Genomic DNA, 23628 nt, shown 5'->3' with positions numbered 1-23628 from the left:
GGCGGCCGGCAGGTCCCTTACCGGTCGAGCCAGGCGTCGCGGAAGCCCTCGTTGACCCCGACGCTGGAGTTGATCAGGTCCTTGACGTCGCAGCGGTAGAGGGTCGGAAAGCCGAGCTCGAGCAGCCAGCCCACCGGGACATCCTCGTGGAGGATCTCCTGGACCTCGTGGTAGAGGGCCTCGCGCTCCTCGTCGGGGAAGGCGGTGGCGGCGGCGTTGAACAGCTCGTCGACGCGCTCGTTCTCGTAGCCCTCGACGTTGTTCCAGGGCGAGCCCTTCTCGATGTTGCTGGAGAGGTAGGTACGCGAGATACCCAGCGCCGGGTCGCCGTACTGGTAGAGGAAGGTGAAGGCCAGGTCGTAGTCCCAGTCGGAGAGGCGCTGGTTCCAGCCGCCCACGTCGGTGGCCTGGGTGCGCACGTTGACCCCCACTTCGCGCAGGTTCTGCTGCACGGCCTCGGCCCAGCGGGTCCAGGTCTCGCCGTAGGGCAGCGGCAGCAGGCGGACCTCCTCGCCGTCGTAGCCCATCTCCTCGAGCAGCTCCCGGGCGCGCTCCGGGTCGTGATCGTAGGGCTCGAGACCGTCGTGCTGGAAGCGGGCGTTGGAGCCGAAGGAGGAGAGCGGCACGTTGCCCAGGCCGTTCCACAGCACGTCGCGGGCGAACTCGCGGTCCATGGCGTACATCACCGCCTGGCGGAAGCGCTTGTCGGCGGTAGGCCCTTCGCGGTTGTTCATCCACAGCATGGCGAAGGGGCTGAAGTACTCGTGGCCCTCGTCGGTGATGCAGACGTTGTCCATGGCCGAGATGCGCGGGATATCGAAGTTCTCGATGGTGCCGTTGGGCAGCACGTCCACGGTGCCGTTCTCGAAGGCCACCGCGCGGGAGGCGCCGTCGGGGATGATGTGCCAGTTGACGCCGTCGAGGTAGGGCAGCCCCTCCTCGTAGTAGTCGTCGTTGCGCACCAGCTGGATCACGGTGCCGCGGTCCCAGTTGTCGAACTTGAAGGGGCCGGTGCCGATGGGGTGGTTGTTGGCCTCGTTGTCGCGGAAGTCGGTGCCCTCGTAGATGTGCTTGGGCACCATGGTGAAGGTGCCGGCCTCGAAGGAGATCAGGAAGGGACCGAAGGGCTCCTCGAGGGTGAAGACCACGGTGTGGTCGTCGGTGGCCTCGATGGAGGCGACGTGCTGCAGCACCGCTCGGGCGCTGGGGTTGAGCTCGCGGTGGAAGACGTCGGCGGAGAACACCACGTCGGCGGCGGTGAAGGGCTCGCCATCGTGCCAGGTGACCCCCTCGCGCAGGTGGAAGGTCCAGGTCAGGCCGTCGTCGCTCGTCTCCCAGGACTCGGCCAGCTGGGGAATCGGCTCGAGGTCCGTGGTGTAGCGCAGCAGCCCCTCGTAGATGTTACCGGCCACGGTGCGCGTCGGGGCGTTCTGGATCATGCCCAGCACCAGGCCGGGCGGCTCGGGCTGGATGATGGTGTTGAGGGTACCGCCCGTCTTAGGTTCGTCGGCCAGGGCCGCCGTGGAGAGGGCCGTGGTGGAGAGTGCCGCCGCGGCGATGGCGATGGCCAGTGGAGTCTTCATGGTGCTGTCCCCCGATTGTTGCGGTTGTTGTTCGGTACGAGAAGCCACCTGAATGAACCTAGCAGCGCCTCGGCAAACTGTCGACAGTCGGCAATCGACGGTCGACAACTCCGCAGTGTCGGCCATAATGAGCGCAGTCTGGGTCAAAGTCCGAGGGGTGGTGCAGGGATGTCCGAGTCGCAGAGCGAGGGTTTCCGGGCGATCCGGTCGCCCAACCTGGTCGACCAGGTGGCCGATCACCTCACCGAGGCGATCATCGCCGGGCGCTTCATCCCCGGGGAGCGGCTCTCGGAGGTGGGGCTGGCCCGTGCGCTGGGGGTCAGCCGGGCCCCGATCCGCGAGGCCGCCAGGCTGCTGGAGAGCCGGGGGCTGCTGGTGTCACAGCCGCGCCGCGGGTTCTTCGTGCGGGCCCTGGACGCGGGCGAGCTCGAGGACATCTTCGACCTGAGGCTCTGCCTGGAGCGCCACGCCATGGAGCACCTGGCCCACGCCTGCTCGGCCGAGACCCTTCGGGCCCTACACCGCCAGGTCGAGGTGCTCTGCGAGGCCGCGGCGAGCGGCAGCGAGAGCCGGCGCATCGAGGAGGACCTGGCGTTCCACCGCATGATGATCGCCGCGGTGGGCAACCGCCGGCTGCTCAAGGGCTTCGACGACCTGGCCCACGAGCTGCGCCTGTGCATCACCCTGATCACCAAGACCCACGAGGACCCGGACACCATCGCCGACTGCCACCACCTGCTGCTGGACGCGCTGGCCAGCGGCGATCCGGCGCGCTGCCGGGAGGCGATCGATTACCACATCGGCGTGGCGCGGGACTATGTCGTGCGCGGGGTCGGCGAGTCGCGCGTGCCGACCGCGACCCACTGAGGCCGGCGGCGAACGACCGGGCCACGCTTGGGGCGCGGTGGTGCCGGCCGGCATGGGCGCCGGTATCGGCGGGCCGGCATGGGCGCCGGTATCAGCGGGCCGGCATGGGATAGCGCCGGTCGGCCTTGCCCGCCTTCACCACCTGCCCCGGGGTCTCGTGCCCCACCAGCTCGGGCAGGGTGGCCGAGGCGGCCAGCAGGCCGTCCAGGTCGACGCCGGTCGCCACCCCCATCTGCTCGAACATGTGCACCAGGTCCTCGGTGCAGACGTTGCCCGTGGCCCCCGGGGCATAGGGACAGCCGCCGAGCCCGCCCAGGGAGGCGTCGAAGCGCGTGATGCCGGCCTGCCAGGCGGCCAGGGCATTGGCCAGCCCCATGCCGCGGGTGTTGTGGAAGTGCAGGGTGAAGGGGATGCCCGGGAAGCGTGCCTGCGCCGCCTCGCAGAGGCGGGCCACCTGGGCCGGGTTGGCCATGCCGGTGGTGTCGCAGAGGGTCACCGCCTGCACGCCCAGCGCCAGCTGGCGTTCCACCAGGTCGAGCACCCGGGCCTCGGGCACTGCGCCCTCGAAGGGGCAGCCGAAGCTGGTGGAGAGCGAGGCATTGATGAAGAGCTCCCGGCCCTGTGGTTGGGCGCGCACCGCCTCGACGATGGCGGCGAACTGCTCGAGGGACTGCGTCGGTGTCATGCGCAGGTTGGTCAGGCCGTGGGAGTCGCTGGCCGACATCACCAGGTTGATCTCGTCGACGCCGGCGGCCAGCGCCCGCTCGGCGCCCTTGACGTTGGGCACCAGCACGGTGATGCCCACCCCCGGGCGGCGCCTGATGCCGGCCACCACCTCGGCGGCGTCGGCCAGCGCCGGGACCGCCTTGGGCGACACGAAGGAGGTGGCCTCGATGCGGGTCAGGCCGGTGGCGGAGAGGGCGTCGATCAGGCGGATCTTCGCCGCGGTGGGCACGAAGGTCGCCTCGATCTGGAAACCGTCGCGAGGGGCCACCTCGTTGAACTGCAGCTGGGTCATGATGGAAATCCTGGGTCGGTCGGGGGGTCAGATGATGCCGGCGTCGCGCAGCTTGGCGCGGGTCGTCTCGTCGATGCCCAGCTCGTCGAGCACCTCCTCGGTATGGGCGCCGAGGGCGGGCCCGCCCTGGCCGAGGCGCCCGGGGGTGGCGCTGAGCTTGGGCAGCACCCCGGGCACCTTCAGCGGCCGTCCGTCCGGCCGGGTGAACGACTGGATCATCTCCCGGGCGAGGTAGTGGGGGTCATGGACGATGTCGGCGGCGGTGTAGGGGTAGCCGGCCGGCACCCGGGCCTCGTCCAGGGCGGCGAGGATCTCGTCGCGGCCGTGCTGGCGGCTCCACGCCTCGATGGCGGCGTCGATCTCCGCGGCGCGGCGGGTGCGGCCGTCGTTGTGGGCCAGTTCGGGGTCCTCGGCCAGCTCGGGGCGGCCGATCACGCGCATAAGGCGCTTGAAGATGCTGTCGCCGTTGCCGGCGATCAGCACGTAGTCGCCGTCCCGGGTGCGATAGGCATTGGAGGGCGTGATGCCGGGCAGGGCGCTGCCGCTGGGCTCGCGGACCTGGCCGCTGGCGTCGTACTCCGGCAGCAGGCTCTCCATCATGGCGAACACCGACTCATAGAGGGCCACGTCGATCTCCTGGCCCTGCCCGCTGCGCTGCCGCTCCTGGAGGGCGAGCAGGGTGCCGATCACCGCATAGAGCGCGGAGAGGGAGTCGCCGATGCTGACGCCGACGCGCACGGAGGGCTCGCCTGGCTGGCCGGTCAGGTAGCGCAGGCCGCCCATGGCCTCGCCGATCACCCCGAAGCCCGGCTTGTCGCGGTAGGGGCCGGTCTGGCCGTAGCCGGAGACGCGCACCATGATCAGCCCGGGGTTGGCGGCCGACAGCGCCGCGTAGCCCAGCCCCCACTGCTCCAGGGTGCCGGGGCGGAAGTTCTCGACCAGCACGTCGGCATCGGCGGCCAGCCGCCGGACCAGGTCCTGGCCCTCGGCGGTGCGCAGGTCCAGCGAGACGGAGCGCTTGTTACGGGTCTGGACATGCCACCAGAGCGAGGTGCCGTCCTCGATCATTCGCCATTTGCGAAGGGGATCGCCGGTGCCCGGCGGCTCGATCTTGATCACGTCGGCGCCGAACTCGCCCAGCAGCTTGGTGGCGAAGGGGCCGGCGATCAGCTGGCCCAGCTCGATCACCTTCAGCCCGGCCAGAGGGAGCTGACGTGTTTCCGGGGTCGTCATGGGGGAGACTCCTTGTGCGGTCTTCGGCCTATCATGGGGCATGGAGCCGGCGGCCTGCCATTAGGCAATCGACAAGCTTGGTTTCGTGGATAACGAACCTGCGGGTATAGTGCCGCGATATCGTCCGTCGATCCCTTCACCCGGGGGCCCCATGCGCCGTTTCGATTTCCTGACCCTGAAGCTGTTCGTCACCGTGGCCGACGAGGGGCGCCTGACCGCGGCGGCCGAGCGTGAGCACCTGGCGCTGGCGGCGGTAAGCAAGCGCATCAGCGACCTCGAGGCGCTGGTCGGCACGCCGCTGCTCTACCGACGCTCCCGGGGCGTGCAGCTGACGCCGGCCGGTCAGGCCTTCCTGCACCATGCGCGGCGCATCCTGGAGGACGTCGAGCGCCTCCACGCCGAGCTCAGCGAGTACGGCGAGGGCATCCGCGGCCACGTGCGCATCCACTCCAATACCTCGGCGATCATCGCCTTCCTGCCCCGCGACCTGAGCGACTTCTCGCGGGACTACCCGCAGATCAAGCTGGACCTGCAGGAGCGGGTCAGCAGCGAGGTGATCGCGGCGGTGCGCGACGGCCTGGCCGACCTGGGGATCTTCGCCGGCCACGTGCCCGCCCAGGACCTCCAGGTGATGCCCTATCGCAGCGACCGGCTGGTGCTGGTGACGCCCCGCGACCATCCCCTGGCGGGGCGTGAGTCGCTGTGCCTCCACGAGGCCACCGAGTACGACTTCGTCGGCCTGCAGCAGGACGCCTCGCTGCAGTCGCTGCTCCACGAGCAGGCCAGCCGCGCCGGCCGGACGCTGCGCATGCGCATCCAGGTGCGCAGCTTCGACGCCATCTGCCGGATGATCCACCACGGCATGGGGGTCGGCGTGCTCCCCCAGCGCACCATCTACCGCGACCTGCGCGACCTGGCGCTGTGCAGCATCCCGCTGGCTGACGACTGGGCCTGGCGAGAGCTGGTGATCGGCATGCGCCGCTACGAGACGTTGCCGGTGACGGCTCGCCACCTGGTCGACCATCTCATCCGTCGTCGCGAAGCACCGTGAAGGGCGACCACTGCTGGCAGAGCGGGGCGATCTCCAGCCGGGTGATGTTGACGTGGGGCGGCAGCTCGGCGATGTGCAGGGCCTGCTCGGCCACGTCGCGGGGCTGCAGCGCCCGGGTGCCGCGGTAGTAGTCGCCGACCACCGAGGCGTCGCCCTTCATGCGCACCAGGGTGAATTCGCTCTCGGTCATGCCCGGGGCCAGGTCGGTCACGCGCACCCCCGCGGCGCTGACATCGCAGCGCAGGTTGTAGCTGAACTGCTCGACGAAGGCCTTGGTGGCGCCGTAGACGTGGCCGCCGGGGTAGGGGGTGTGACCGGCGATGGAGCCGATGTTGATCACCGTTGCCCCGGGGCCGGTGGCGATGAGCCGCGGCAGCAGCAGGCGCGTCACGTTGACCAGGCCCGTGATGTTGGTGTCGATCATGCGGTGCCAGTCGGCGAGCTCGGCCTCCTGGGCCGGCCCCTTGCCCAGGGCCAGGCCGGCGCTGTTGACCAGCAGCCGCACGGCGGCGAAGGAGGCGGGCAGGGCATCGATGGCGCGGGCCGCGGCGTCAGGGTCGCCGACGTCGAAGGGAGCGACATGCACCGGCACGCGCTCGCCGAGCGCCTGCTGCAGGGCCTCGAGCCGCTCGCGGCGTCGCCCGGTCAGCACCAGCGACCAGCCGGCCTCGGCGAAGCGGTGGGCACAGGCCTCGCCGATGCCCGAGGTGGCGCCGGTGATGAAGGCAACGGGGCTGGCTTCGTGCATGATGAACCCTCCAGGCAGTCGTGTGGCGTCAGGCGATGGATACTTCGCATTGGGGGCTCGGGAATAGTCGCCGGGATATCCTCCTTTGGTCGTAACGGGCAAGGTGTCCGCCGACAGCCCGCGCGAGATCGCGCTATCTTCTGACATCGTGATTCACGAAGCCTGCCTTCTCCAACCTCGATTTGAGCCGGGACGAGGCTTGTCCCAAGATCAGGGTGCCGGAGCCGCCTTCCGCGTGGCGGCACCCCCATAACGACAATACCGCCGGGAGAACGTCACATGCGCAAGACGCTACTTGCCACCCTCGCCAGCCTGGGCCTGGCCGCGGCCGCCCCCTTCGCGCTGGCCAGCACCATCGAGATCCAGGTCAACAACACCATGAGCGAAGGCGGCTCCGAGAGCGCCGCCGTCGAGCGCTTCGCCGAGTATCTCGAGGAGCAGGCCCCGGGCCGCTTCAACGTCCGCCCCTTCCTGGCCGGCTCGCTGGGCGGGGAGAACGCCGTGCTCGAACTGCTCAACCTGGGCCAGACCCAGCTCTCCATCACCGGCGGCAACTGGCGCCAGCAGTACGCGCCGGAGTATGACGCCATCACCGTGCCCTTCGTCTTCTCCACCTGGGAAGAGGTGGACGCCTACATGGAGAGTCCCTCCGGCCAGCGGCTGGTGGAGATCGCCGAGGAGAAGGGCGGCATCAAGTACTTCGGCACCCAGCACCGCGGCCCGCGGCACATGACCGCCAACAAGGCGATCCACTCGCCGGAGGACCTGCAGGGCTTCCGCCTGCGGCTGCCCTCACTGCCGGTGTGGTTGCAGGTGTGGGAGGAGATCGGCGCCCAGGTGGTCAACGTGCCGGCGCCGGAGATCTACCTGGCCATGCAGACCGGCCAGGTCGACGGCCACGAGAACTCCCTCTCCTCGCCCTATACCCGCCGGCTGTGGGAGGTCCAGGACCACATCATCCTGACCAGCCACGTGATGTTCCCGTGGAACTGGGTGGCCAGCAAGCGCTGGTGGGACGGCCTGGAGGCCGATGACCAGGCGCTGATCAGCGAGGCCATCGAGGTGGCGCGCCAGCACGGCACCGAGCGCGAGCGCGAACTCGACGAGTTCTACCTCGAGGAGCTGCAGAAGGAGGGCATGACCATCATCGAGCCCGACGTGGCGGCCTTCCGCGAGGCGGCCATGCCGGCCATCGAGCGGATCCTCGCCGAGATGGCCGATGGCGTGATGGACGATGCCCTGGGCGGTGAATGACGCCAGGGCCTGATGGGTTGATTCGACGATCTCGGCGGCGCCCAGCGGGCGCCGCCGAGCCGTGAGGGACGAGAGGATGTTTCCGTGAGGCAAGAGCGCGCGTTACCCCGTGGGGCCGTCGACCGGCTGGCCTGCCGGCTGCTCAGGGCCGTGACACTGGTCTGTGACCTGCTGGGGGTGCTGCTGCTGGCCGGCGTGCTGCTGCTGATCGTGGCGGCGGTGGTGGCCCGCGACCTGCTGGACCTGGGCATGCCCTGGACCGAGGAGGTGGCCACGCTGCTGGCGATCTATGCGGTGGGCTTCGGCTCGCTCTCGGCCTGGGTGCGCGGTGAGCACCTGCTGGTGGACCTGTTCAGCCACCGGCTGCCGCCGCTGGCGCTGGCGCTGCAGTACCGGCTCACGGCGCTGCTCTCCTGCGGCTTCTTCGCCCTGGCGGCCTGGGGCGCATGGATCATGTCCGACATGAGCGCCAACAACCGTACCGTGTCGCTGGGCATCAGCTTCAGCTACCTCTACTACGGCATCTTCGTCGGCTTCGCCGGCATGACGCTGCTCTCCGCCTGGCAGGTCCTGCGTGGCAGGGTGCCCTGGCAGGCGGTGGGCGGCAGCGGCGGGGAGGCTTCCTGATGCTGGAACTCGCGATCTTCGTGGGCGGGCTGCTGGTGCTGATGATCATCGGCCTGCCGGTGGTGGTGGCCATCGGCATCACCTCCTTCGTCGCCCTGGCGGTGACCGGAACCGGCGGGCTGCCGGTGGAGCTGATGTCGCTGCGCATGGTGCAGACGCTCAACAACTTCACGCTGCTGGCGATCCCGCTGTTCATCCTCGCCGCCAACATCATGAACACCGGCTCGACCACCACCCGGATCTTCGACTTCGCCACGGCCCTGGTAGGCTTCACCCGGGGCGGCCTGGGTCATGCCAACGTGGTGGCGAGCTCGATCTTCGCCACCATGTCCGGCACCGCCGTGGCTGATGCCGCCGGCCTCGGCAGCATCGAGATCAAGGCCATGAAGGAGCGCGGCTACGACCTGGGCTACTCGGCCGGGATCACCGCCGCCTCCAGCGTGATCGGCCCGATCCTGCCGCCCAGTATCGCCCTGGTGGTCTACGGCTGGCTGGCCAACGTCAGCATCGGCGCGCTGTTCATGGCCGGGGTCATCCCGGGCCTGCTGATGGCGCTGCTGCTGATGGGCATGACCGTGGGGCTGGGCGCCGGCGGGCGCGTCGCCATGCCCGCGCCGGTGCCCTTCGACGGGCGTGAGGTGTTGCGCACCGGGCGTCGCGCGGTGCTGCCGCTGATGATGCCGGCGATCATCGTCGGCGGGATCTGGACGGGGTTCTTCACTCCCACCGAAGCCGGCGCGGTCGCCTCGCTCTATGCCATCGTGCTGGGCGGGCTGGTCTATCGCGACCTGAGCCTCAAGGCGTTGTATCTCTCTTTCCGCCGCACCCTGATGTTCAGCGTGGCGATCCTGCTGATCATCGCGGTCTCGAGCTTCTACGGCTGGATCCTGGTGCGCATCGGCATTCCCCAGGCGCTGGCGGGGCAGGTGGCGGGCATCGACATGCCCACCGTCTTCTTGCTGCTGGCCTTCGCGCTGTTCTTCCTGCTGATCGGCTGCTTCATGTCGGTGGTGGAGAGCATCCTGATCTTCACCCCCATCGTGGTCCCGGCGGCCCTGGCCGCCGGCCTGGACCCGATCCACTTCGGCATCGTGATGGTGATCACCCTGTCGGTGGGAGTCATCACGCCCCCCTTCGGCAACGTGCTGTTCCTGATGGTGGGCATCACCCGGCTGCGCTATGGCCAGGTGGTGATGGCGGTGCTGCCGTTCCTGCTGCCGATCCTGGCCACCATCCTGATCCTGATCGCCGTGCCGCCGGTGGCCACCTGGCTGCCGGACCTGATGGGCTACTGAGGTGCGGGTCGCTTGCCTTCAACGGGGGCTGAGACCATGGTAATGGGTCATGGCCACTGCCACGACCCGACGCCCATGCCCCATCTCGACCTGCGCGCCACCACCCTCGACCGCGAACACGTGGACCACGCCCACGACTTCCACCAGCTGATCCTGGCCACCTGCGGGGTCACCGAGCTGGCGGTGGACGGCGAGGGCGGGCGGATCACCGCCAGCCGCGGCTGCCTCATCCCCACCTCCAGCCGACACGAGTACCTGGGCGATGGCCGCAACCGCACCCTGGTCCTCGACATCCCCCGCGGCAGCCTCGCCGCCCTGCGTGACGCCGATCGCATCGAGCGCCTCTTCGAGGGGCCGCGCTTCTTCAGCGTGCCGCCGCAGCTCCACCGGCTGGCGGGCAGCCTGATGCAGCAGCTCGAGCAGTGCCCGGCGCTGCACAGCGAGATCGCCGCGCTGCTGCTGCGGGCCATCCACCTCCACCTGGAGAGCGAGCCGCTGGCCGCGGATGGCGCCTTCCCCCTGGCGCGGCGCCCCTGCGAGCGCCTCGACCTGGTCCGGCTCGAGGCCTGGGTGGACCGCCACCTGGCCGACGAGATCCGCGTCGAGCAGCTGGCGGCGCTCTGTGCGCTGAGCGTGGGGCACTTCCACAGCCGCTTTCGCGAGATGACCGGCCTCACGCCCCAGGCCTACGTGCAGCAGCGGCGGCTGCGCCATGCCCGGACGCTGGTCTGCCACAGCGACCTGAGCCTGGGCCATGTGGCCTCGCTGGTCGGTTTCCGCGATCAGGGCAGCTTCTCGCGGGCCTACCGGCGCCACTTCGGCACCACCCCCTCGGCGGATCGCCGCGCCCCCTGACCGGCCCCGGCGCATTCCCGGGCAAAGGCTCCGCAGCCGGGGGCAAGCAGCCTCGTCCCGTTCGTCCTAGGCTCTGAGGCAGGGCAGTGCCTGCGGCACTGTCGTTCCCCGAGCCATGCAACGAACAACGCACAAGAGGCAGGCATCATGCGCATGAGATCCCTTACCGGGCTGTTCGCCCTCGCAGCACTCCCGCTGGCCATGACGGCCGCCCAGGCCCAGGCCGAGGAGATGGCCATCGCCACCATCCTTCCCGAGAACATGAGCAACAACGAGGTGTATCCGGCCCTGGTGCACTTCAAGAACCTGGTGGAGACCCGCACCGACGGCGAGGTAACGGTCTCGATCTTCGGTAACAGCCAGCTGGGCTCCGAGGTGGAAACGGCGCGGGAGGTGCAGGGCGGTCGCACCCTGCAGTCCACCATCATCACCACCGGGGCGATGTCCTCCTACTACCCCGACTACCAGATGATGACCGCGCCCTTCATCTTCGATAATTGGCGCCAGGCCTGGGCCTTCTTCGACGGCGAGTGGTTCGCCGACTTCATGTCCGGCACCATCGAACAGACCGACATGCGCTACCTGGGCACCTTCGACGACGGCGGCGGCTTCGTGGCCTTCACCAACAACGAGCGGCTGATCCGCACCGTCGATGACCTCGAGGGGCTCAACATCCGCACCGAGGAGAACCCGGGGCACGTGGCCATCATGCGCGCGCTGGGCGCCTCGGCGACCCCGCTGCCCTGGGGCGAGGTGATCACCGCCCTGGAGACCGGCCTGGCCGACGGGCAGTTCAACGCCCCGGTGCTCAACACCACCTTCAACTTCCACGAGGTGACCGACTACACCACCCTCACCGGCCACGTGTACAACAGCGCCGCCTGGCTGGTCAGCGAGGAGTGGTTCCAGGGCCTCACCGAGTCTCAGCAGGAGGCCATCGTCACCTCGGCCCGCGAGGCCATCGCCATCGGCCACGGCATGTCCGGGGCACTGGCCACCGCCAGCTGGGAGGAGTCCTGCGAGACCTTCCAGGAGTGCTACATCATGCCCCCCGAGGAGCGGGCGCGGATGTCCGAGATCGCTACCCCCGCCTGGCGCGACTGGATCGTCAACGACTTCGGCCTCGACGGCGACCGCGTGGATGCCTTCCTGGAGGAGGTCGAGCGCGTCCGGGTCGAGGTGGCCGAGTCGGACGTCGCCACCTACGGGCGCTGATCACCCAGGCCTTCATCGTCCTGCGCCCGGCCGCACCGCGGCCGGGCGCCTGCCCGAGGTGACACCATGACCCTCCTGCAGCCCCTTCGCCGCCTGAGTGACATCGTCAACCAGGTGGCGATCGTGACCTGCATCGCCTGCGTGCTGGCCATGCTGGGCATCTCCTTCACGGCCTTCGTCTACAAGCTGGCCACCGGCAATACCCTGAGCTGGACCTACTCCCTGGCGCGGCTCTTCCTGCCGTGGATCGGCTTCCTCTCCATGACCATCTCGCTGCGCTACGGCGAACACGTGGCCATGACCCTGCTGGTGCGGAGCCTGCCACGCCTGCTGACCGTGGTGGCCGCGGTGCTCTGCCTGCTGGTCATCGGGCTGTTCGGTGTCCTGCTGCTCTGGTACGGCTGGGACTACTTCCAGGGCACCCGCCAGGTCTACATGGTTTCCGACCAGATTCGCGTCCACGGCAAGTTCACCGCCATCGTGGTGCCTGTCAGTGGCGCCATCATCCTGCTCCACCTGGTGCAGGGCTTCGACCTGCTGGAGCACTTCATCGACGAGCGGGAGCTGATCGACGAGCTCATCGAGTCCACCGACGGAGAGAACCGCCCATGACGCCTGCGATCCTCGCCTTCCTCGTCCTGCTGCTGATCGGTGCCCCCGTCGCGGTGGTGATGGCCCTCTCCGGCCTCGCCGGCGGCTATGCCATGGGCGGCGAGCGCATGCTCGGCATCATCGCCGACCGCATGTTCTCCGGCGTCTCCGGCTTCCTGCTGATCGCCGTGCCCTATTTCATCTTCACCGCCGAGCTGATGAACCAGGGCGGCCTGACCCAGAAGCTGATCGCCTTCAACAACGCCCTGTTCGGGCGGCTGCGCGGCGCGCTCTCCCACGTCAACATCTCGGTGTCGGTGTTCTTCGCCGGCCTCACCGGGGCCGCCATCACCGATACCGTGGCGATCGGCAAGATCATGATTCCCGAGATGAAGAAACAGGGCTACGACGCCGAGTATGCCGCGGCGATCACCGCCTGCTCGTCGATCATCGGCCCGATCATTCCGCCCAGCGTGGTGATGGTGGTCTACGCGACCCTGCTGCGCGACATCTCGGTGATCGACCTGTTCGCCGGGGGGATCATCCCCGGCCTGCTGATGGCCCTGGCGCTGCTCGCGGTGAGTTTCTTCCTGGCCTGGAAACGGGGCTACCCCAAGCAGGCCCCCACGCCGCTCAAGGTGGCAGCCCTGGCCTTCCTGGTGGCGCTGCCGGCGATGATCGTGCCGCTGATCATTCTCGGCGGCATCCTTTCGGGGCTGACCACCATCACCGAGGCGTCGGGTTTCGCCGCTGTCTATGCCATCGTCATCGGTGTCGTTTTCTACCGTACCCTCACCTGGCGCAAGATCTGGAATGCCCTGGTGGTGACGGTGCGCTTCTCCGGGGTGGTGTTCTTCCTTCTCGCGACCTCGGCGGTGCTGGGCTGGTTCGTGACCCGCTCCGGGATCGCCCGGGACGCCGCCGGCCTGATCACCACCTTCAGCGACTCGACCTTCCTGCAGCTCTTGCTGGTCTGCGTGCTGCTGATCCTGATCGGCACGGTGATGGACGTGCTGCCGGCGCTGGTGGTGGTGGCCCCGGTGCTGGTGCCGGCGATGATCCAGCTGGGCGTGGATCCTCTGCACTTCGCCATCCTGATGATCGTGGTGCTCAACATCTCCAACGTGACGCCACCGGTGGGCATGACCTTGATGACGGCGGCGCGCATCGCCAACGTGCCCTTCGAACGGGCGATCATCGCCTCGCTGCCGTTCTATGTGGCCTTCGTCGTGGTGATTCTGCTGCTGGTCACCTTCCCGGCCCTCTCCACCTGGATCCCCTCGCTGCTGCGCTAAGGACACCCGAGATGAAGCTCTTCTATCACCCCGACCAGGAGCGCCATGCGCCGCCCACCTTCCTGCTGCGCGGCCGACCGGTGGATTCCCCCGAGGGGCCGGTGCGGGCCGAGCTGCTCTCCCGCGGGCTTGCCGACATCGGCCTGTCGCTGACCGCTCCCACCGAGCCCGACAGCCCGCGGCTGCGGGAGCGCCTGGCGCGCATCCACTCGCCCCGCTACCTGGCGTTCCTCGAGACCATCCATGCGCGCTGGCGGGCGCTGCCCGATGCCGCCGAGGTGGTAGCGCCCAACGTGCATCCCTGCGGCGGCGGCCACCACTACCCCCGCCATCCGGTGGGGCTGGTGGGCTGGCACATGCATGACATGGCCTGCCCGATGACCGCCGACAGCTTCACCGGCATCCTGGCCAGCGCGGCCACCGCGGAGGCGGCGGCCGACGCGGTGCTGGCCGGCGACCGTCACGCCTATGCGCTGTGCCGCCCGCCGGGGCACCATGCCGGGCCGGAGCGGGCGGGCGGCTTCTGTTTCCTCAACAACTCGGGCCTGGCCGCCACGGTGCTGCGCGAGCAGCATGCCCGGGTGGCGATCCTCGACGTGGACCTGCACCACGGCAACGGCACCCAGGACCTCTTCTATGGACGCGGCGACGTCTGGACTGGGTCGCTGCACGTCGACCCGGCGGACTTCTACCCCTTCTTCTGGGGCGGCGCCGACGAGCAGGGCGAGGGTGACGGGGCCGGCGCCAACGTCAACCTGCCGCTGCCGCTGGGCAGCGACGGGGCGGTCTTCCTCGAGACCCTGGAGCGCCTGATCGAGCGGCTCGAGGCCTTCCGTCCCGATGCCCTGGTGGTGGCCCTGGGCCTGGACGCCCACCGCGACGATCCGCTGGCCGGCATGGCCCTGGAGACCACCGACTTCACCGAGGTGGGGCGCCGCCTGGCCGCCATCGACCTGCCCACGGTGCTGGTCCAGGAGGGGGGCTACCCCACCGAGCACCTGAGCCGTAACCTGGCCGCCTTCATGGGCGGCTACACCGCTGCCTGAGCGCAGCCCCGACCGGTGCCGTCCCGGCACCCCGCAAGCGAGAGATACGCCATGACCGTTACCCATCACGACAGCAATGCCCGCATGAGCCAGATCACCATCCACAACGGCACCGTCTACCTGGCGGGCCAGGTGCCCGGGGACGCCAGTGCCGACATGCGCGGCCAGACCGAGCAGGTGCTGGCGCGCATCGATGACCTGCTGGCCAAGGCGGGGACCTCCAAGGAGCACCTGATCGCCGCCCAGATCTGGGTCACCAGCATGGCCGAGTTCGACCAGATGAACGCCGCCTGGGACGCCTGGGTGGTGCCGGGCCGTCCGCCGGTGCGCGCCGCCATCGAGGCGAAGCTGGCCAAGTCCGAGTGGAAGGTCGAGATCATGGTCACCGCGGCGCTTCCGGAGGCCTGACATGCGCATCATCACGGCCGAGCAAGTCGCGGCCTCGCTGCCCTGGCAGGCCCTGGTCGAGCGCCTTGCGGTGACCTTCCGCGAGGGGGTCGAGTCGCCGCCGCGCCACCACCATGCCATGCACCGGCCCGACGGCGAGGCGACCATGCTGCTCATGCCGGCCTGGGAGCGTGAGGGCTACATCGGGGTGAAGATGGTCAACGTCTTCCCCCAGAACGCCGAGCACGGCCTGCCCGCCATTGCCGGCGTCTACCTGCTGAGCGAGGGCGCCCACGGGCGCCCCCTGGCCTGCATCGACGGCAGCGAGCTGACCCGGCGACGCACCGCCGCGGCCTCGGCCCTGGCGGCCCGCGAGCTGGCCCGGGAGGATGCCGCGAGCCTTCTGGTGGTGGGCACCGGCAAGCTGGCCCCCATGGTGATCGAGGCCCATGCCGCGGTGCGGCCCATCCGCCGGGTGCGGATCTGGGGGCGCAACCCGGAGAAGGCCCGGCGCCTCGCCGCCGAGTATGCCGACCGCTTCGATGCGGCGGCCGTCACCGACCTGGAGGCCGCCAGCCGCGAGGCGGACCTGATCAGCTGCGTGACGCTCTCCACCGAGCCGCTGATCCGCGGGGCCTGGCTCGCCCCCGGCACCCACCTGGACCTGATCGGGGCCTTCCGGCCCTCCATGCGGGAGACCGATGGCGAATGCCTCGCCCGCAGCGAGGTCTACGTGGACACCCATGCCGGGGCGAGGGGCGAGGCGGGGGACCTGCTCCAGGCCGCCGACGAGGGCGCCTTCGCGTTCGACGAGATCCGCGGGGAGCTGGCCGAGCTGCTCAACGGCGAGGTGCCCGGACGCTCCTCGGACCAGGCGATCACCCTGTTCAAGTCGGTGGGGGCGTCGCTGGAAGACCTGGCGGCCGCCATCGAGGTGTGGGAGCAGCAGGAGTCCCATGGATGAGTGCGGTACGGCATCGGGGATCGGCCGCCGGCGCCCCGGCGGTCGGATTCTACTGGCACGAGCGCTGCTTCTGGCACGACCCCGGCGCCATCGGCGTGTTCTCGGCGCCCGGCGAGTTCCTGCAGCCGCAGCCGGCCTCGGAGAGCCCCGAGAGCAAGCGGCGGCTGAAGAACCTGCTGGAGGTCTCGGGGCTGATCGATGCGCTGGCGGTGCGCAAGCCGCCGCCGGCCAGCCGCGAGGATCTCGAGCGGTTCCACACCGCCCGCTACCTGGACGCCCTGGCGGCGGGCGATCGCGCCCGCGGCGGCGATGGCGGCGACTGTGCCCCCTACACGCCGGGCAGCCTGGCGGCCGCGCGCCAGTCCGCGGGGCTGGCCTGCGCCGCGGTGGAGGCGGTGGCCACCGGCGAACTTGCCCGCGCCTATTCGCTGTGTCGCCCGCCGGGCCACCATGCCGAGGCCGACCGAGGCCGTGGCTTCTGCCTGCTGGGCAACATTCCGGTCGCGGTGCAGCGGGCCCGGTCGCTCGGGCAGGTGGGCCGCGTGGCGATCCTCGACTGGGACGTGCACCACGGCAACGGCCAGCAGGCGGCCTTCTACGCGGATCCCGACGTCTTCACCGTCTCACTCCACCAGGCGGGCAACTACCCGCTGGACACCGGCACCTTCGAGGAGCAGGGCGAGGGGCCGGGCCTCGGCACCAATCTCAACCTGCCGCTGCCGCCGGGCTGCGGGATCGGCGCCTACGACCACGCCATGACCGAGCTGGTGCTGCCGGCCATCGAGGCCTTCGGCCCCGAGCTGATCGTGGTGGCCTGCGGTTATGACGCCTGCGCCAAGGACCCGCTGGGCAAGATGCTGCTCAACAGCGAAGCCTTCGCCGGCATGACGGCACAGCTCATGGCGCTGGCCGAACGCGCCTGCGGGGGGCGGCTGGTGATGGTCCACGAGGGGGGCTACTCGGAGGGCTATGTGCCGCTGTGCGGGCACGCGGTGATCCAGACCCTCGCCGGCAGCGAGATCCGCGTGCCGGATCCCCAGAACGACGAGATCGCCGCCTGGGCCTACCAGGCCCTGCAGCCCCACCAGCGTGAGCTGATCGACGGCTGGCGCCAGGCCTGGGCCGCCGCCGGCCGGCTCTCTCCGGCAACATGCTCTCCCGCAACGAACTCTTCAGCAACGAACTCTCCAGCAACGAACTCCCCGACAAGGAACCCTGGACCATGACCCCTCTCGATGATCGCGACGGCTGGATCTGGATGGACGGCGAATGGCTGCCGTGGCGCGAGGCCCGGGTCCATGCGCTGACCCATACCCTGCACTACGGCATGGGTTGCTTCGAGGGGGTGCGCGCCTATGCGGGGCCCCATGGCAGCCACCTGTTCCGGGTGGCCGAGCATACCCGGCGGCTGGCCGACAGTGCCTGGGCCCTGGACATGCCGCTGCCGTTCGACGAAGCGGCGCTGGTCGAGGCCCAGCGCGAGTGCCTGGCCCGTAACGCCCTGACCAATGCCTACCTGAAACCCACGGTGTTCTTCGGCTCGGAGGGGCTGGGGCTGCGCGCCCGGGGGCTCTCGGTGCACGTGATGATCGCCGCCTGGGATCTCGGCGACTACATCTCGGCAGAAGCGGCATCGCTCGGCCTGCGCGCGCTGACCGCCTCCTGGGCCCGGCACCATGTGAACATCAGCCTGTGCCGGGCCAAGACCAATGGCCATTACGTCAACTCCATGCTGGCGCTGAACACGGCGGTCAAGGCGGGCTTCGACGAGACGATCATGCTCGACCCGGAGGGCTACGTGGCCGAGGCGTCGGCGGCCAATGTCTTCCTGCTGCGCGACGGCGTGCTGCATACCCCCGAGGTGACCTCCTGTCTGCAGGGCATCACCCGCGACAGCGTGATCCGGCTGGCCCGGGAGGTGCTCGGCATCGAGGTGCGGGAGCGGCGCATCACCCGCGACGAGCTCTACACCGCCGACGAGGCCTTCGTCACCGGCACCGCGGCCGAGGTCCTGCCGCTGCGCGAACTGGACGGCCGGCACATCGGGGGGCGTGCCGGGGCACCGGCGGTGGGTGAGCCCATTTCCGCGGACTCCGTGACCGCCCGGCTGCAGCGGCTCTATCGCCGGGTGGCCCGTGGCGACCTCGACGGGGAGCTCGAGGCCTTCCGCGACTGGTTGACGCCGGCGGGCGGCTGAGCCCGCGTTGAAGGCCGGGCCCGTCCGCCGTGCTAGCCTGCGACGATCCGGCCGGGAAGGGACGCCATGATCGATTCGCTGCTGGCGGGCACGCTGCTGACGTCGGTCCTGCTTGCCACGCTGTGGGGTGGGCTGGCCCTGGGCCACCGCCTGCCCGTCCCGCGCGGCCTGCGCTGGCTGGCCGTGCTGGGCTGGCTGGCGTCGGGCGGACTCTGGGGCCTGCTGCTGTGGCAGGGCGCGCGGCTGGCGCCGGTGGCCGGCATGGCCGTGCAACTGGTGGCGCTGCTGGCCTGGTGGCGCCGCCTGGCGCCGGCCGCGGCGCTCGACTGGGCCGATGACGTGGCGCACCTGGCCACCGGGGAGGTGGCGGCCCACCGCCTGACGCTGCACCATGTCCGTGACTTCGACTGGCAGACTCCGGACCGGGCGCGGATCGCCTGGGAGCGGCGGACATATGACCTGCGTGCCCTCGACAGCGTGGACCTGTTCGTCTCGGGCTGGGGCCGACCCGGCATCGCCCACGTGCTGGTCTCCTTCGGCTTCCTGGATCCCGAGACTGGTCGGCACGACTTCGTGGCCTTCTCGGTCGAGGTCCGGCGCGAGCGCCAGGAGGCGTTCTCGGAGATCGGCGGCTTCTTCAAGCAGTACGAGCTGGCGATCATCGCCGCCGACGAGCGGGACGCGGTGCGCCTGCGCAGCAACGTGCGGGGGGAGAGCGTGACCCTCTATCGGGTGCTGCTCAACGCGGCCGACCGGCGCGACCTGCTGATGGCGCTGGTGGAGGAGGCCAACCGCCTCCAGGCGGCGCCGCGCTTCTACCATACCATCACCGCCAACTGCACCACCCTGGTGTTCGGCATGATGCGCCGGATCATCGAAGGGCTGCCGATGGACCACCGCCTGCTGTTCACCGGGCTGCTGCCGGGCTATGTGCATGACCACGGCGGCTTCGTGCCGGGCTACTCCCTGCGGGAGCTCAAGCGGCTCGGCGACATCACCGAGCGGGCCCGCCTGGCCCACGAGGCCCCGGATTTCTCCCGGCGTATTCGCGACGGCGTGCCGGGGTGGACCGACGCCGGCTGAGGGCCGCCCATGAAAACGCCACGGCGTGGCCGCCGTGGCGATGTCTCGATCCTCCCTGGGCACCATCCCGATGCCTGGCCCCGCGCGTCACCCGAGGCCTCCCTCTGGTACGCCCTGTACCGTCGCGTCCCTGGCGCCGTGGTGCAGTATCCCTTGCCTTGCCCCACTGCACTCCTTTATCGCCGCCGTTGATGACGGTGGCGAGACCCTTCGATGATGGTTCGATGACAGCGCTGCCGCGGTGAGCGCCGGCCACCACTCTGAGGTGGGGCCCCGAAGGAGAGGGCGCCGCCGGGTGCCACGAGCGGTCGGACGGACGGCCAGGTTCTGGTAGAATCCGCCGGATTTTCCGCACTTCCCCTTTCACTTCTTCGGAACTCTGGACATGAATGCAGTCATTCTTGCGGTGCTGGTGATGGTGGGCCTGTCGCTGGCCCGGGTCTCGGTGGTCTTCGCCCTGGTGGTGGGGGCCCTGGTGGGCGGCCTGGTGGGCGGGCTCTCCATCGAGGCGACGCTTTCCGCCTTCAACGAGGGCGTCGGCGGCGGCGCCCAGGTGGCGCTGGCCTATGCGACCCTGGGCGCCTTCGCGGTGGCGATCTCGCGCTCGGGGTTGCCGGACCTGCTGGCGCGCCGGCTCATCAGCCTGCTGGGGCAGGAGGCCTCGGCGGCCCGCCAGGCCACGGTGAAGACCCTGCTGCTCACCGCGGTGCTGCTGGTGTCGATCTCTTCCCAGAACCTGATCCCGGTGCATATCGCCTTCATCCCGATCCTGATCCCGCCGCTGCTCAAGGTGATGAACCAGCTGCGCCTGGATCGCCGGGCGGTGGCCTGTGCGCTGACCTTCGGGCTGACCGCTCCCTACATGCTGCTGCCGGTGGGCTTCGGGGCGATCTTCCTCAACGACATCCTGCTGGCCAACCTCAACCGTGCCGGCGAAGGGCTGGGGCTCGAGATCACCCGCGGCATGGTGCCCCTGGCCATGGCGGTGCCGGTGGGCGGCATGGCGCTGGGCCTCGCGGTGGCGCTGCTGGTCAGCTATCGCAAGCCGCGTGAGTACCAGGCCCTGGACGTGGCCACCACCAACGTCCCGCACCATCACCCCGAGGGGCATGAGCCCCACACCCTGGGGCTGGTGATGTCGGGGGTGGCCATCGTCGCCGCGCTGGGCATCCAGCTCTGGACCGGCTCCATGGTGCTGGGGGGGCTGGTGGGCTTCGCGCTGCTCTCGGTGGGGGGAATCTTCAAGTGGCGCGAGGCCGACGACCTCTTCACCAGCGGCATGCGCATGATGGCGCTGATCGGCTTCATCATGATCTCCGCTTCCGGCTTCGCGGCAGTGATGAACGCCACCGGGGAGATCGACTCCCTGGTGCAGTCGAGCTTCGACATCATCGGCGACAACCGTGGCCTGGCGGCGTTGATCATGCTGCTGGTGGGGCTCTTCATCACCCTGGGCATCGGTTCGTCGTTCTCGACCATCCCGATCATCGCGGCGATCTTCGTGCCGCTGGCGGTGCAGTTCGGCTTCTCGCCGCTGGCCACGGTGGCCCTGGTCGGCACCGCCGCGGCCTTGGGCGACGCCGGCTCGCCGGCCTCGGACTCCACCCTCGGCCCCACCTCGGGGCTCAACGTGGATCGCCAGCACGACCACATCTGGGACAGCGTGGTGCCCACCTTCCTGCACTACAACATCCCGCTGATCGCCTTCGGCTGGGCGGCGGCGATGCTGTTCTGAGCGCGACGGCGTCCGTGAAACTGAACGGCGGCCCCTGTGGCCGCCGTTCTTCTATTCCTTTCTGTCTGGCAGGTGCTGCTCCACCGAGGAAAGCAGCCCCCGCAGCAGCGAGAGCTCCTTTCTCGACGGCTGGGCGCGGGCGAAGAGCGCCTGCAGCTGGGCCTCGGTCCGGGCGTGGGGCTGGGTGAGGAAGCCGCTCGCGTGCATCACCCGGGTGAGGTGGTCGTGGAAATGGTCGAGCTGCTCGCGACGGGGAAAGCGCTCGGCCTCGGGCCGCACCGGACGGTAGCCGCTCTGCGGGCGCCGGCGCCACGCCTTGAACGTCTCGTAGGCCAGCACCTGCACCGCCTGGGAGAGGTTGAGGATGCCGTATTCGGGATTGGCCGGGATGCTCACCTGATGGCTGCAGAGGCGGATCTCGTCGTTGGTGAGGCCGGAGCGCTCGCGGCCGAACACCAGGGCGACCGGGTCCGTGGCGGCGTGCTCCACCAGCTCCCGGGCCATGGCATCAGGCTCGTCGAAGTGGGGCAGCGGCAGGCTGCGCAGCCGGGCACTGGCGCCCACCACCTGTACGCAGTCTGCCACCGCCTCCGCCAGCGAGCCCACCACCCGGGCACGCTCCACCAGGTCCTCCGCGCCGGCGGCGAGCCGGGTCGCCTCGGGGTCGGGGAACCGGCGCGGATTGACCAGCACCAGGTCGGTCAGGCCCATGGTCTTCATGGCCCGGGCCGAGGCGCCGATATTGCCGGGGTGGTAGGTCTGGACGAGGACGATGCGGATATTCGAGAGCATGGGCAGGCGGCTGGGGTCCGGTGATGAGCGGAGGGTGAGTATCTTAAAACAAAAACCCCGCCGGCTCGCGCCGGCGGGGTCTGTCTCAGGCGGTGCCTGGGGCAGGGGGCGTGATCACATCATGCCGCCCATGCCTCCCATGCCACCCATGCCACCCATGTCCGGCGCGGCGTCCTTCTCGTCCGGATCGTCGGCGATCATGCACTCGGTGGTGATCATCAGGCCAGCCACGGAGCCGGCGGACTGCAGCGCGCTGCGGGTCACCTTGGCCGGGTCCAGCACGCCCATCTCGAACAGGTCGCCGAACTCGCCGGTCTGGGCGTTGTAGCCGAAGTTCCCTTCGCCTGCCTTCACCTGGTTCAGGATGACGGACGCCTCCTGACCGGCGTTGGTGACGATCTGGCGCAGCGGGGACTCCATGGCGCGCAGGGCGATGGCGATGCCGTGGGTCTGGTCCTCGTTGTCGCCCTTGAGGTCCTTGATCTTGGTCAGCACGCGCACCAGGGCGGTACCGCCGCCAGGCACCACGCCTTCCTCGACCGCGGCGCGAGTGGAGTGCAGGGCGTCCTCGACGCGGGCCTTCTTCTCCTTCATCTCGACCTCGGTGGCGGCACCGACGCGGATCACGGCGACACCGCCGGCCAGCTTGGCGACGCGCTCCTGGAGCTTCTCGCGATCGTAGTCGGAGGAGGTCTCCTCGATCTGGGCACGGATCTGGCTGACGCGAGCCTCGATGTCGCCTTCTTCACCGGCGCCGTCGATGATGGTGGTGTTCTCCTTGGACATGGTCACGCGCTTGGCGGTGCCCAGGTGGTCCAGGTTGGCCTGCTCGAGGGTCAGACCCACTTCCTCGGAGATCACGGTGCCGTTGGTCAGGATGGCGATGTCCTGCAGCATGGCCTTGCGACGGTCACCGAAGCCCGGTGCCTTGGCGGCCGCGACCTTGACGATGCCGCGCATGGTGTTGACCACCAGGGTGGCCAGCGCCTCGCCCTCGATGTCCTCGGCGATGATGGCCAGCGGCTTGCCCGCCTTGGCGACGGCTTCCAGCACCGGCAGCAGCTCGCGGATGTTGGAGATCTTCTTGTCGACCAGCAGGATGTACGGGTCTTCCAGCTCGACCTGCATGGTGTCCTGGTTGGTCACGAAGTAGGGCGACAGGTAGCCGCGGTCGAACTGCATGCCTTCCACGACTTCCAGCTCGTCCTCGAAGCCACGGCCCTCGTCGACGGTGATGACGCCTTCCTTGCCGACCTTCTCCATGGCCTCGGCGATGATCTCGCCGATGCGCTTGTCGCCGTTGGCGGAGATGGTGCCGACCTGGGCGATGGCCTTGGTGTCGGTGCAGGGCACGGACAGGGCCTCGATCTCCTTGACGGCGGCGATGACGGCCTGGTCGATGCCGCGCTTGAGGTCCATCGGGTTCATGCCGGCGATGACGCCCTTGAGACCCTCGTTGACGATGGACTGGGCCAGCACGGTGGCGGTGGTGGTGCCGTCACCGGCGACGTCGGAGGTCTTGGAAGCGACTTCCTTGACCATCTGGGCGCCCATGTTCTCGAACTTGTCCTTGAGCTCGATCTCCTTGGCCACGGAGACGCCGTCCTTGGTGACGGTCGGTGCACCGAAGGACTTCTCGATCACCACGTTGCGACCCTTCGGGCCCAGGGTGGTCTTGACGGCGTTGGCCAGGAGGTCGACACCGCGCGCCATGCGCTTGCGGGCGTCATCGGAGAACTTGACTTGTTTCGCTGCCATTTTCGAAATCTTCCTGTTGTGACTTGAGCGTCAG

22 protein-coding genes are annotated in these 23628 nt (G+C 69.4%); 16 read left to right on the top strand and 6 right to left on the bottom strand.

The features are described 5' to 3' along the window. Nucleotides 1–17: 17 nt before the first annotated feature. Complete coding sequence (locus NFC98_RS10570) at nucleotides 18–1583, bottom strand: ABC transporter substrate-binding protein (RefSeq protein ID WP_254274948.1); 1566 nt, start codon at nucleotides 1581–1583, stop codon at nucleotides 18–20. A gap of 168 nt (nucleotides 1584–1751) precedes the next feature. On the opposite strand from NFC98_RS10570, the gene NFC98_RS10565 reads away from it, so the two are divergent. Next, nucleotides 1752–2450, top strand: a complete 699-nt coding sequence (locus NFC98_RS10565) for a GntR family transcriptional regulator (RefSeq protein WP_254274947.1) — start codon at nucleotides 1752–1754, stop codon at nucleotides 2448–2450. A gap of 91 nt (nucleotides 2451–2541) precedes the next feature. Here NFC98_RS10565 and NFC98_RS10560 read toward each other — a convergent pair whose 3' ends face one another. Further along, nucleotides 2542–3468, bottom strand: a complete 927-nt coding sequence (locus NFC98_RS10560) for a hydroxymethylglutaryl-CoA lyase (protein WP_254274946.1) — start codon at nucleotides 3466–3468, stop codon at nucleotides 2542–2544. Nucleotides 3469–3495: 27 nt separating this feature from the next. After that, a complete protein-coding gene (locus tag NFC98_RS10555; protein ID WP_254274945.1) occupies nucleotides 3496–4701 on the bottom strand; it encodes a CaiB/BaiF CoA-transferase family protein in 1206 nt (401 codons plus the stop codon). 151 nt (nucleotides 4702–4852) lie between these two features. Between NFC98_RS10555 and NFC98_RS10550 the strand changes: the two genes are divergently transcribed. Then, nucleotides 4853–5752 carry a LysR family transcriptional regulator gene (locus tag NFC98_RS10550; protein ID WP_254274944.1) on the top strand — a complete coding sequence of 300 codons (900 nt, stop codon included), beginning with the start codon at nucleotides 4853–4855 and terminating at the stop codon, nucleotides 5750–5752. On the opposite strand, the gene NFC98_RS10545 is transcribed toward NFC98_RS10550, so the two are convergent. After that, complete coding sequence (locus tag NFC98_RS10545) at nucleotides 5727–6500, bottom strand: SDR family NAD(P)-dependent oxidoreductase (protein WP_254274943.1); 774 nt, start codon at nucleotides 6498–6500, stop codon at nucleotides 5727–5729. The two genes, NFC98_RS10550 and NFC98_RS10545, sit on opposite strands and share 26 nt — an antisense overlap. A 279-nt stretch (nucleotides 6501–6779) precedes the next feature. Between NFC98_RS10545 and NFC98_RS10540 the strand changes: the two genes are divergently transcribed. The 14 genes from NFC98_RS10540 (at nucleotide 6780) to NFC98_RS10475 (ending at nucleotide 21044) form a co-directional block, all read left to right on the top strand. Next, nucleotides 6780–7754 (top strand): TRAP transporter substrate-binding protein, encoded by a 975-nt coding sequence (locus NFC98_RS10540; protein ID WP_254274942.1) that lies wholly within the window; start codon nucleotides 6780–6782, stop codon nucleotides 7752–7754. Between the two features lie 84 nt (nucleotides 7755–7838). Continuing rightward, a complete protein-coding gene (locus NFC98_RS10535) occupies nucleotides 7839–8381 on the top strand; it encodes a TRAP transporter small permease (RefSeq protein WP_254274941.1) in 543 nt (180 codons plus the stop codon). Then, nucleotides 8381–9676, top strand: a complete 1296-nt coding sequence (locus tag NFC98_RS10530; protein WP_254274940.1) for a TRAP transporter large permease — start codon at nucleotides 8381–8383, stop codon at nucleotides 9674–9676. Before NFC98_RS10535 ends, NFC98_RS10530 begins: the two co-directional genes overlap by 1 nt. A gap of 75 nt (nucleotides 9677–9751) precedes the next feature. After that, nucleotides 9752–10531: an AraC family transcriptional regulator gene (locus NFC98_RS10525; RefSeq protein WP_254274939.1), complete on the top strand. Its 780-nt coding sequence runs from the start codon at nucleotides 9752–9754 to the stop codon at nucleotides 10529–10531. A gap of 147 nt (nucleotides 10532–10678) precedes the next feature. Beyond that, a complete protein-coding gene (gene dctP / locus NFC98_RS10520; RefSeq protein ID WP_254274938.1) occupies nucleotides 10679–11746 on the top strand; it encodes a TRAP transporter substrate-binding protein DctP in 1068 nt (355 codons plus the stop codon). 66 nt (nucleotides 11747–11812) lie between these two features. Then, complete coding sequence (locus NFC98_RS10515) at nucleotides 11813–12358, top strand: TRAP transporter small permease (protein ID WP_254274937.1); 546 nt, start codon at nucleotides 11813–11815, stop codon at nucleotides 12356–12358. Beyond that, complete coding sequence (locus tag NFC98_RS10510) at nucleotides 12355–13632, top strand: TRAP transporter large permease (protein WP_254274936.1); 1278 nt, start codon at nucleotides 12355–12357, stop codon at nucleotides 13630–13632. The genes NFC98_RS10515 and NFC98_RS10510 overlap by 4 nt, the downstream gene beginning before the upstream one ends. Before the next feature lie 11 nt (nucleotides 13633–13643). Continuing rightward, nucleotides 13644–14678, top strand: a complete 1035-nt coding sequence (locus NFC98_RS10505) for a histone deacetylase family protein (RefSeq protein WP_254274935.1) — start codon at nucleotides 13644–13646, stop codon at nucleotides 14676–14678. 51 nt (nucleotides 14679–14729) lie between these two features. Continuing rightward, complete coding sequence (locus tag NFC98_RS10500; protein ID WP_254274934.1) at nucleotides 14730–15086, top strand: RidA family protein; 357 nt, start codon at nucleotides 14730–14732, stop codon at nucleotides 15084–15086. Between the two features lies 1 nt (nucleotide 15087). Next, on the top strand, nucleotides 15088–16029 hold the full coding sequence (locus NFC98_RS10495; protein ID WP_254274933.1) for an ornithine cyclodeaminase family protein: 942 nt from the start codon (nucleotides 15088–15090) through the stop codon (nucleotides 16027–16029). Then, nucleotides 16026–17255 carry a class II histone deacetylase gene (locus tag NFC98_RS10490; RefSeq protein ID WP_254274932.1) on the top strand — a complete coding sequence of 410 codons (1230 nt, stop codon included), beginning with the start codon at nucleotides 16026–16028 and terminating at the stop codon, nucleotides 17253–17255. Before NFC98_RS10495 ends, NFC98_RS10490 begins: the two co-directional genes overlap by 4 nt. Further along, nucleotides 17252–18226 (top strand): branched-chain amino acid transaminase, encoded by a 975-nt coding sequence (locus tag NFC98_RS10485; RefSeq protein WP_254274931.1) that lies wholly within the window; start codon nucleotides 17252–17254, stop codon nucleotides 18224–18226. The genes NFC98_RS10490 and NFC98_RS10485 overlap by 4 nt, the downstream gene beginning before the upstream one ends. A 66-nt stretch (nucleotides 18227–18292) precedes the next feature. Beyond that, a complete protein-coding gene (locus NFC98_RS10480; RefSeq protein WP_302055055.1) occupies nucleotides 18293–19309 on the top strand; it encodes a DUF4105 domain-containing protein in 1017 nt (338 codons plus the stop codon). A 385-nt stretch (nucleotides 19310–19694) separates the two neighbouring features. Beyond that, a complete protein-coding gene (locus NFC98_RS10475) occupies nucleotides 19695–21044 on the top strand; it encodes a Na+/H+ antiporter family protein (protein ID WP_254274930.1) in 1350 nt (449 codons plus the stop codon). 51 nt (nucleotides 21045–21095) lie between these two features. Here the strand turns inward: NFC98_RS10475 and NFC98_RS10470 are convergent, their stop codons facing one another. Both NFC98_RS10470 and groL read right to left on the bottom strand, forming a co-directional pair. Then, the gene (locus NFC98_RS10470; RefSeq protein WP_254274929.1) at nucleotides 21096–21836 is read right to left on the bottom strand and encodes an RNA methyltransferase; all 741 of its coding nucleotides are present in this window, start codon (nucleotides 21834–21836) and stop codon (nucleotides 21096–21098) included. Between the two features lie 114 nt (nucleotides 21837–21950). Then, nucleotides 21951–23594: a chaperonin GroEL gene (groL, locus tag NFC98_RS10465; RefSeq protein WP_254274928.1), complete on the bottom strand. Its 1644-nt coding sequence runs from the start codon at nucleotides 23592–23594 to the stop codon at nucleotides 21951–21953. Nucleotides 23595–23628 lie beyond the last annotated feature (34 nt).

The sequence above is a fragment of the Halomonas sp. 3H genome (genome assembly GCF_024206005.1).
GTDB classification, from domain to species: domain Bacteria; phylum Pseudomonadota; class Gammaproteobacteria; order Pseudomonadales; family Halomonadaceae; genus Halomonas; species Halomonas campaniensis.
This window is presented reverse-complemented; position numbering and strand designations above follow the sequence as displayed.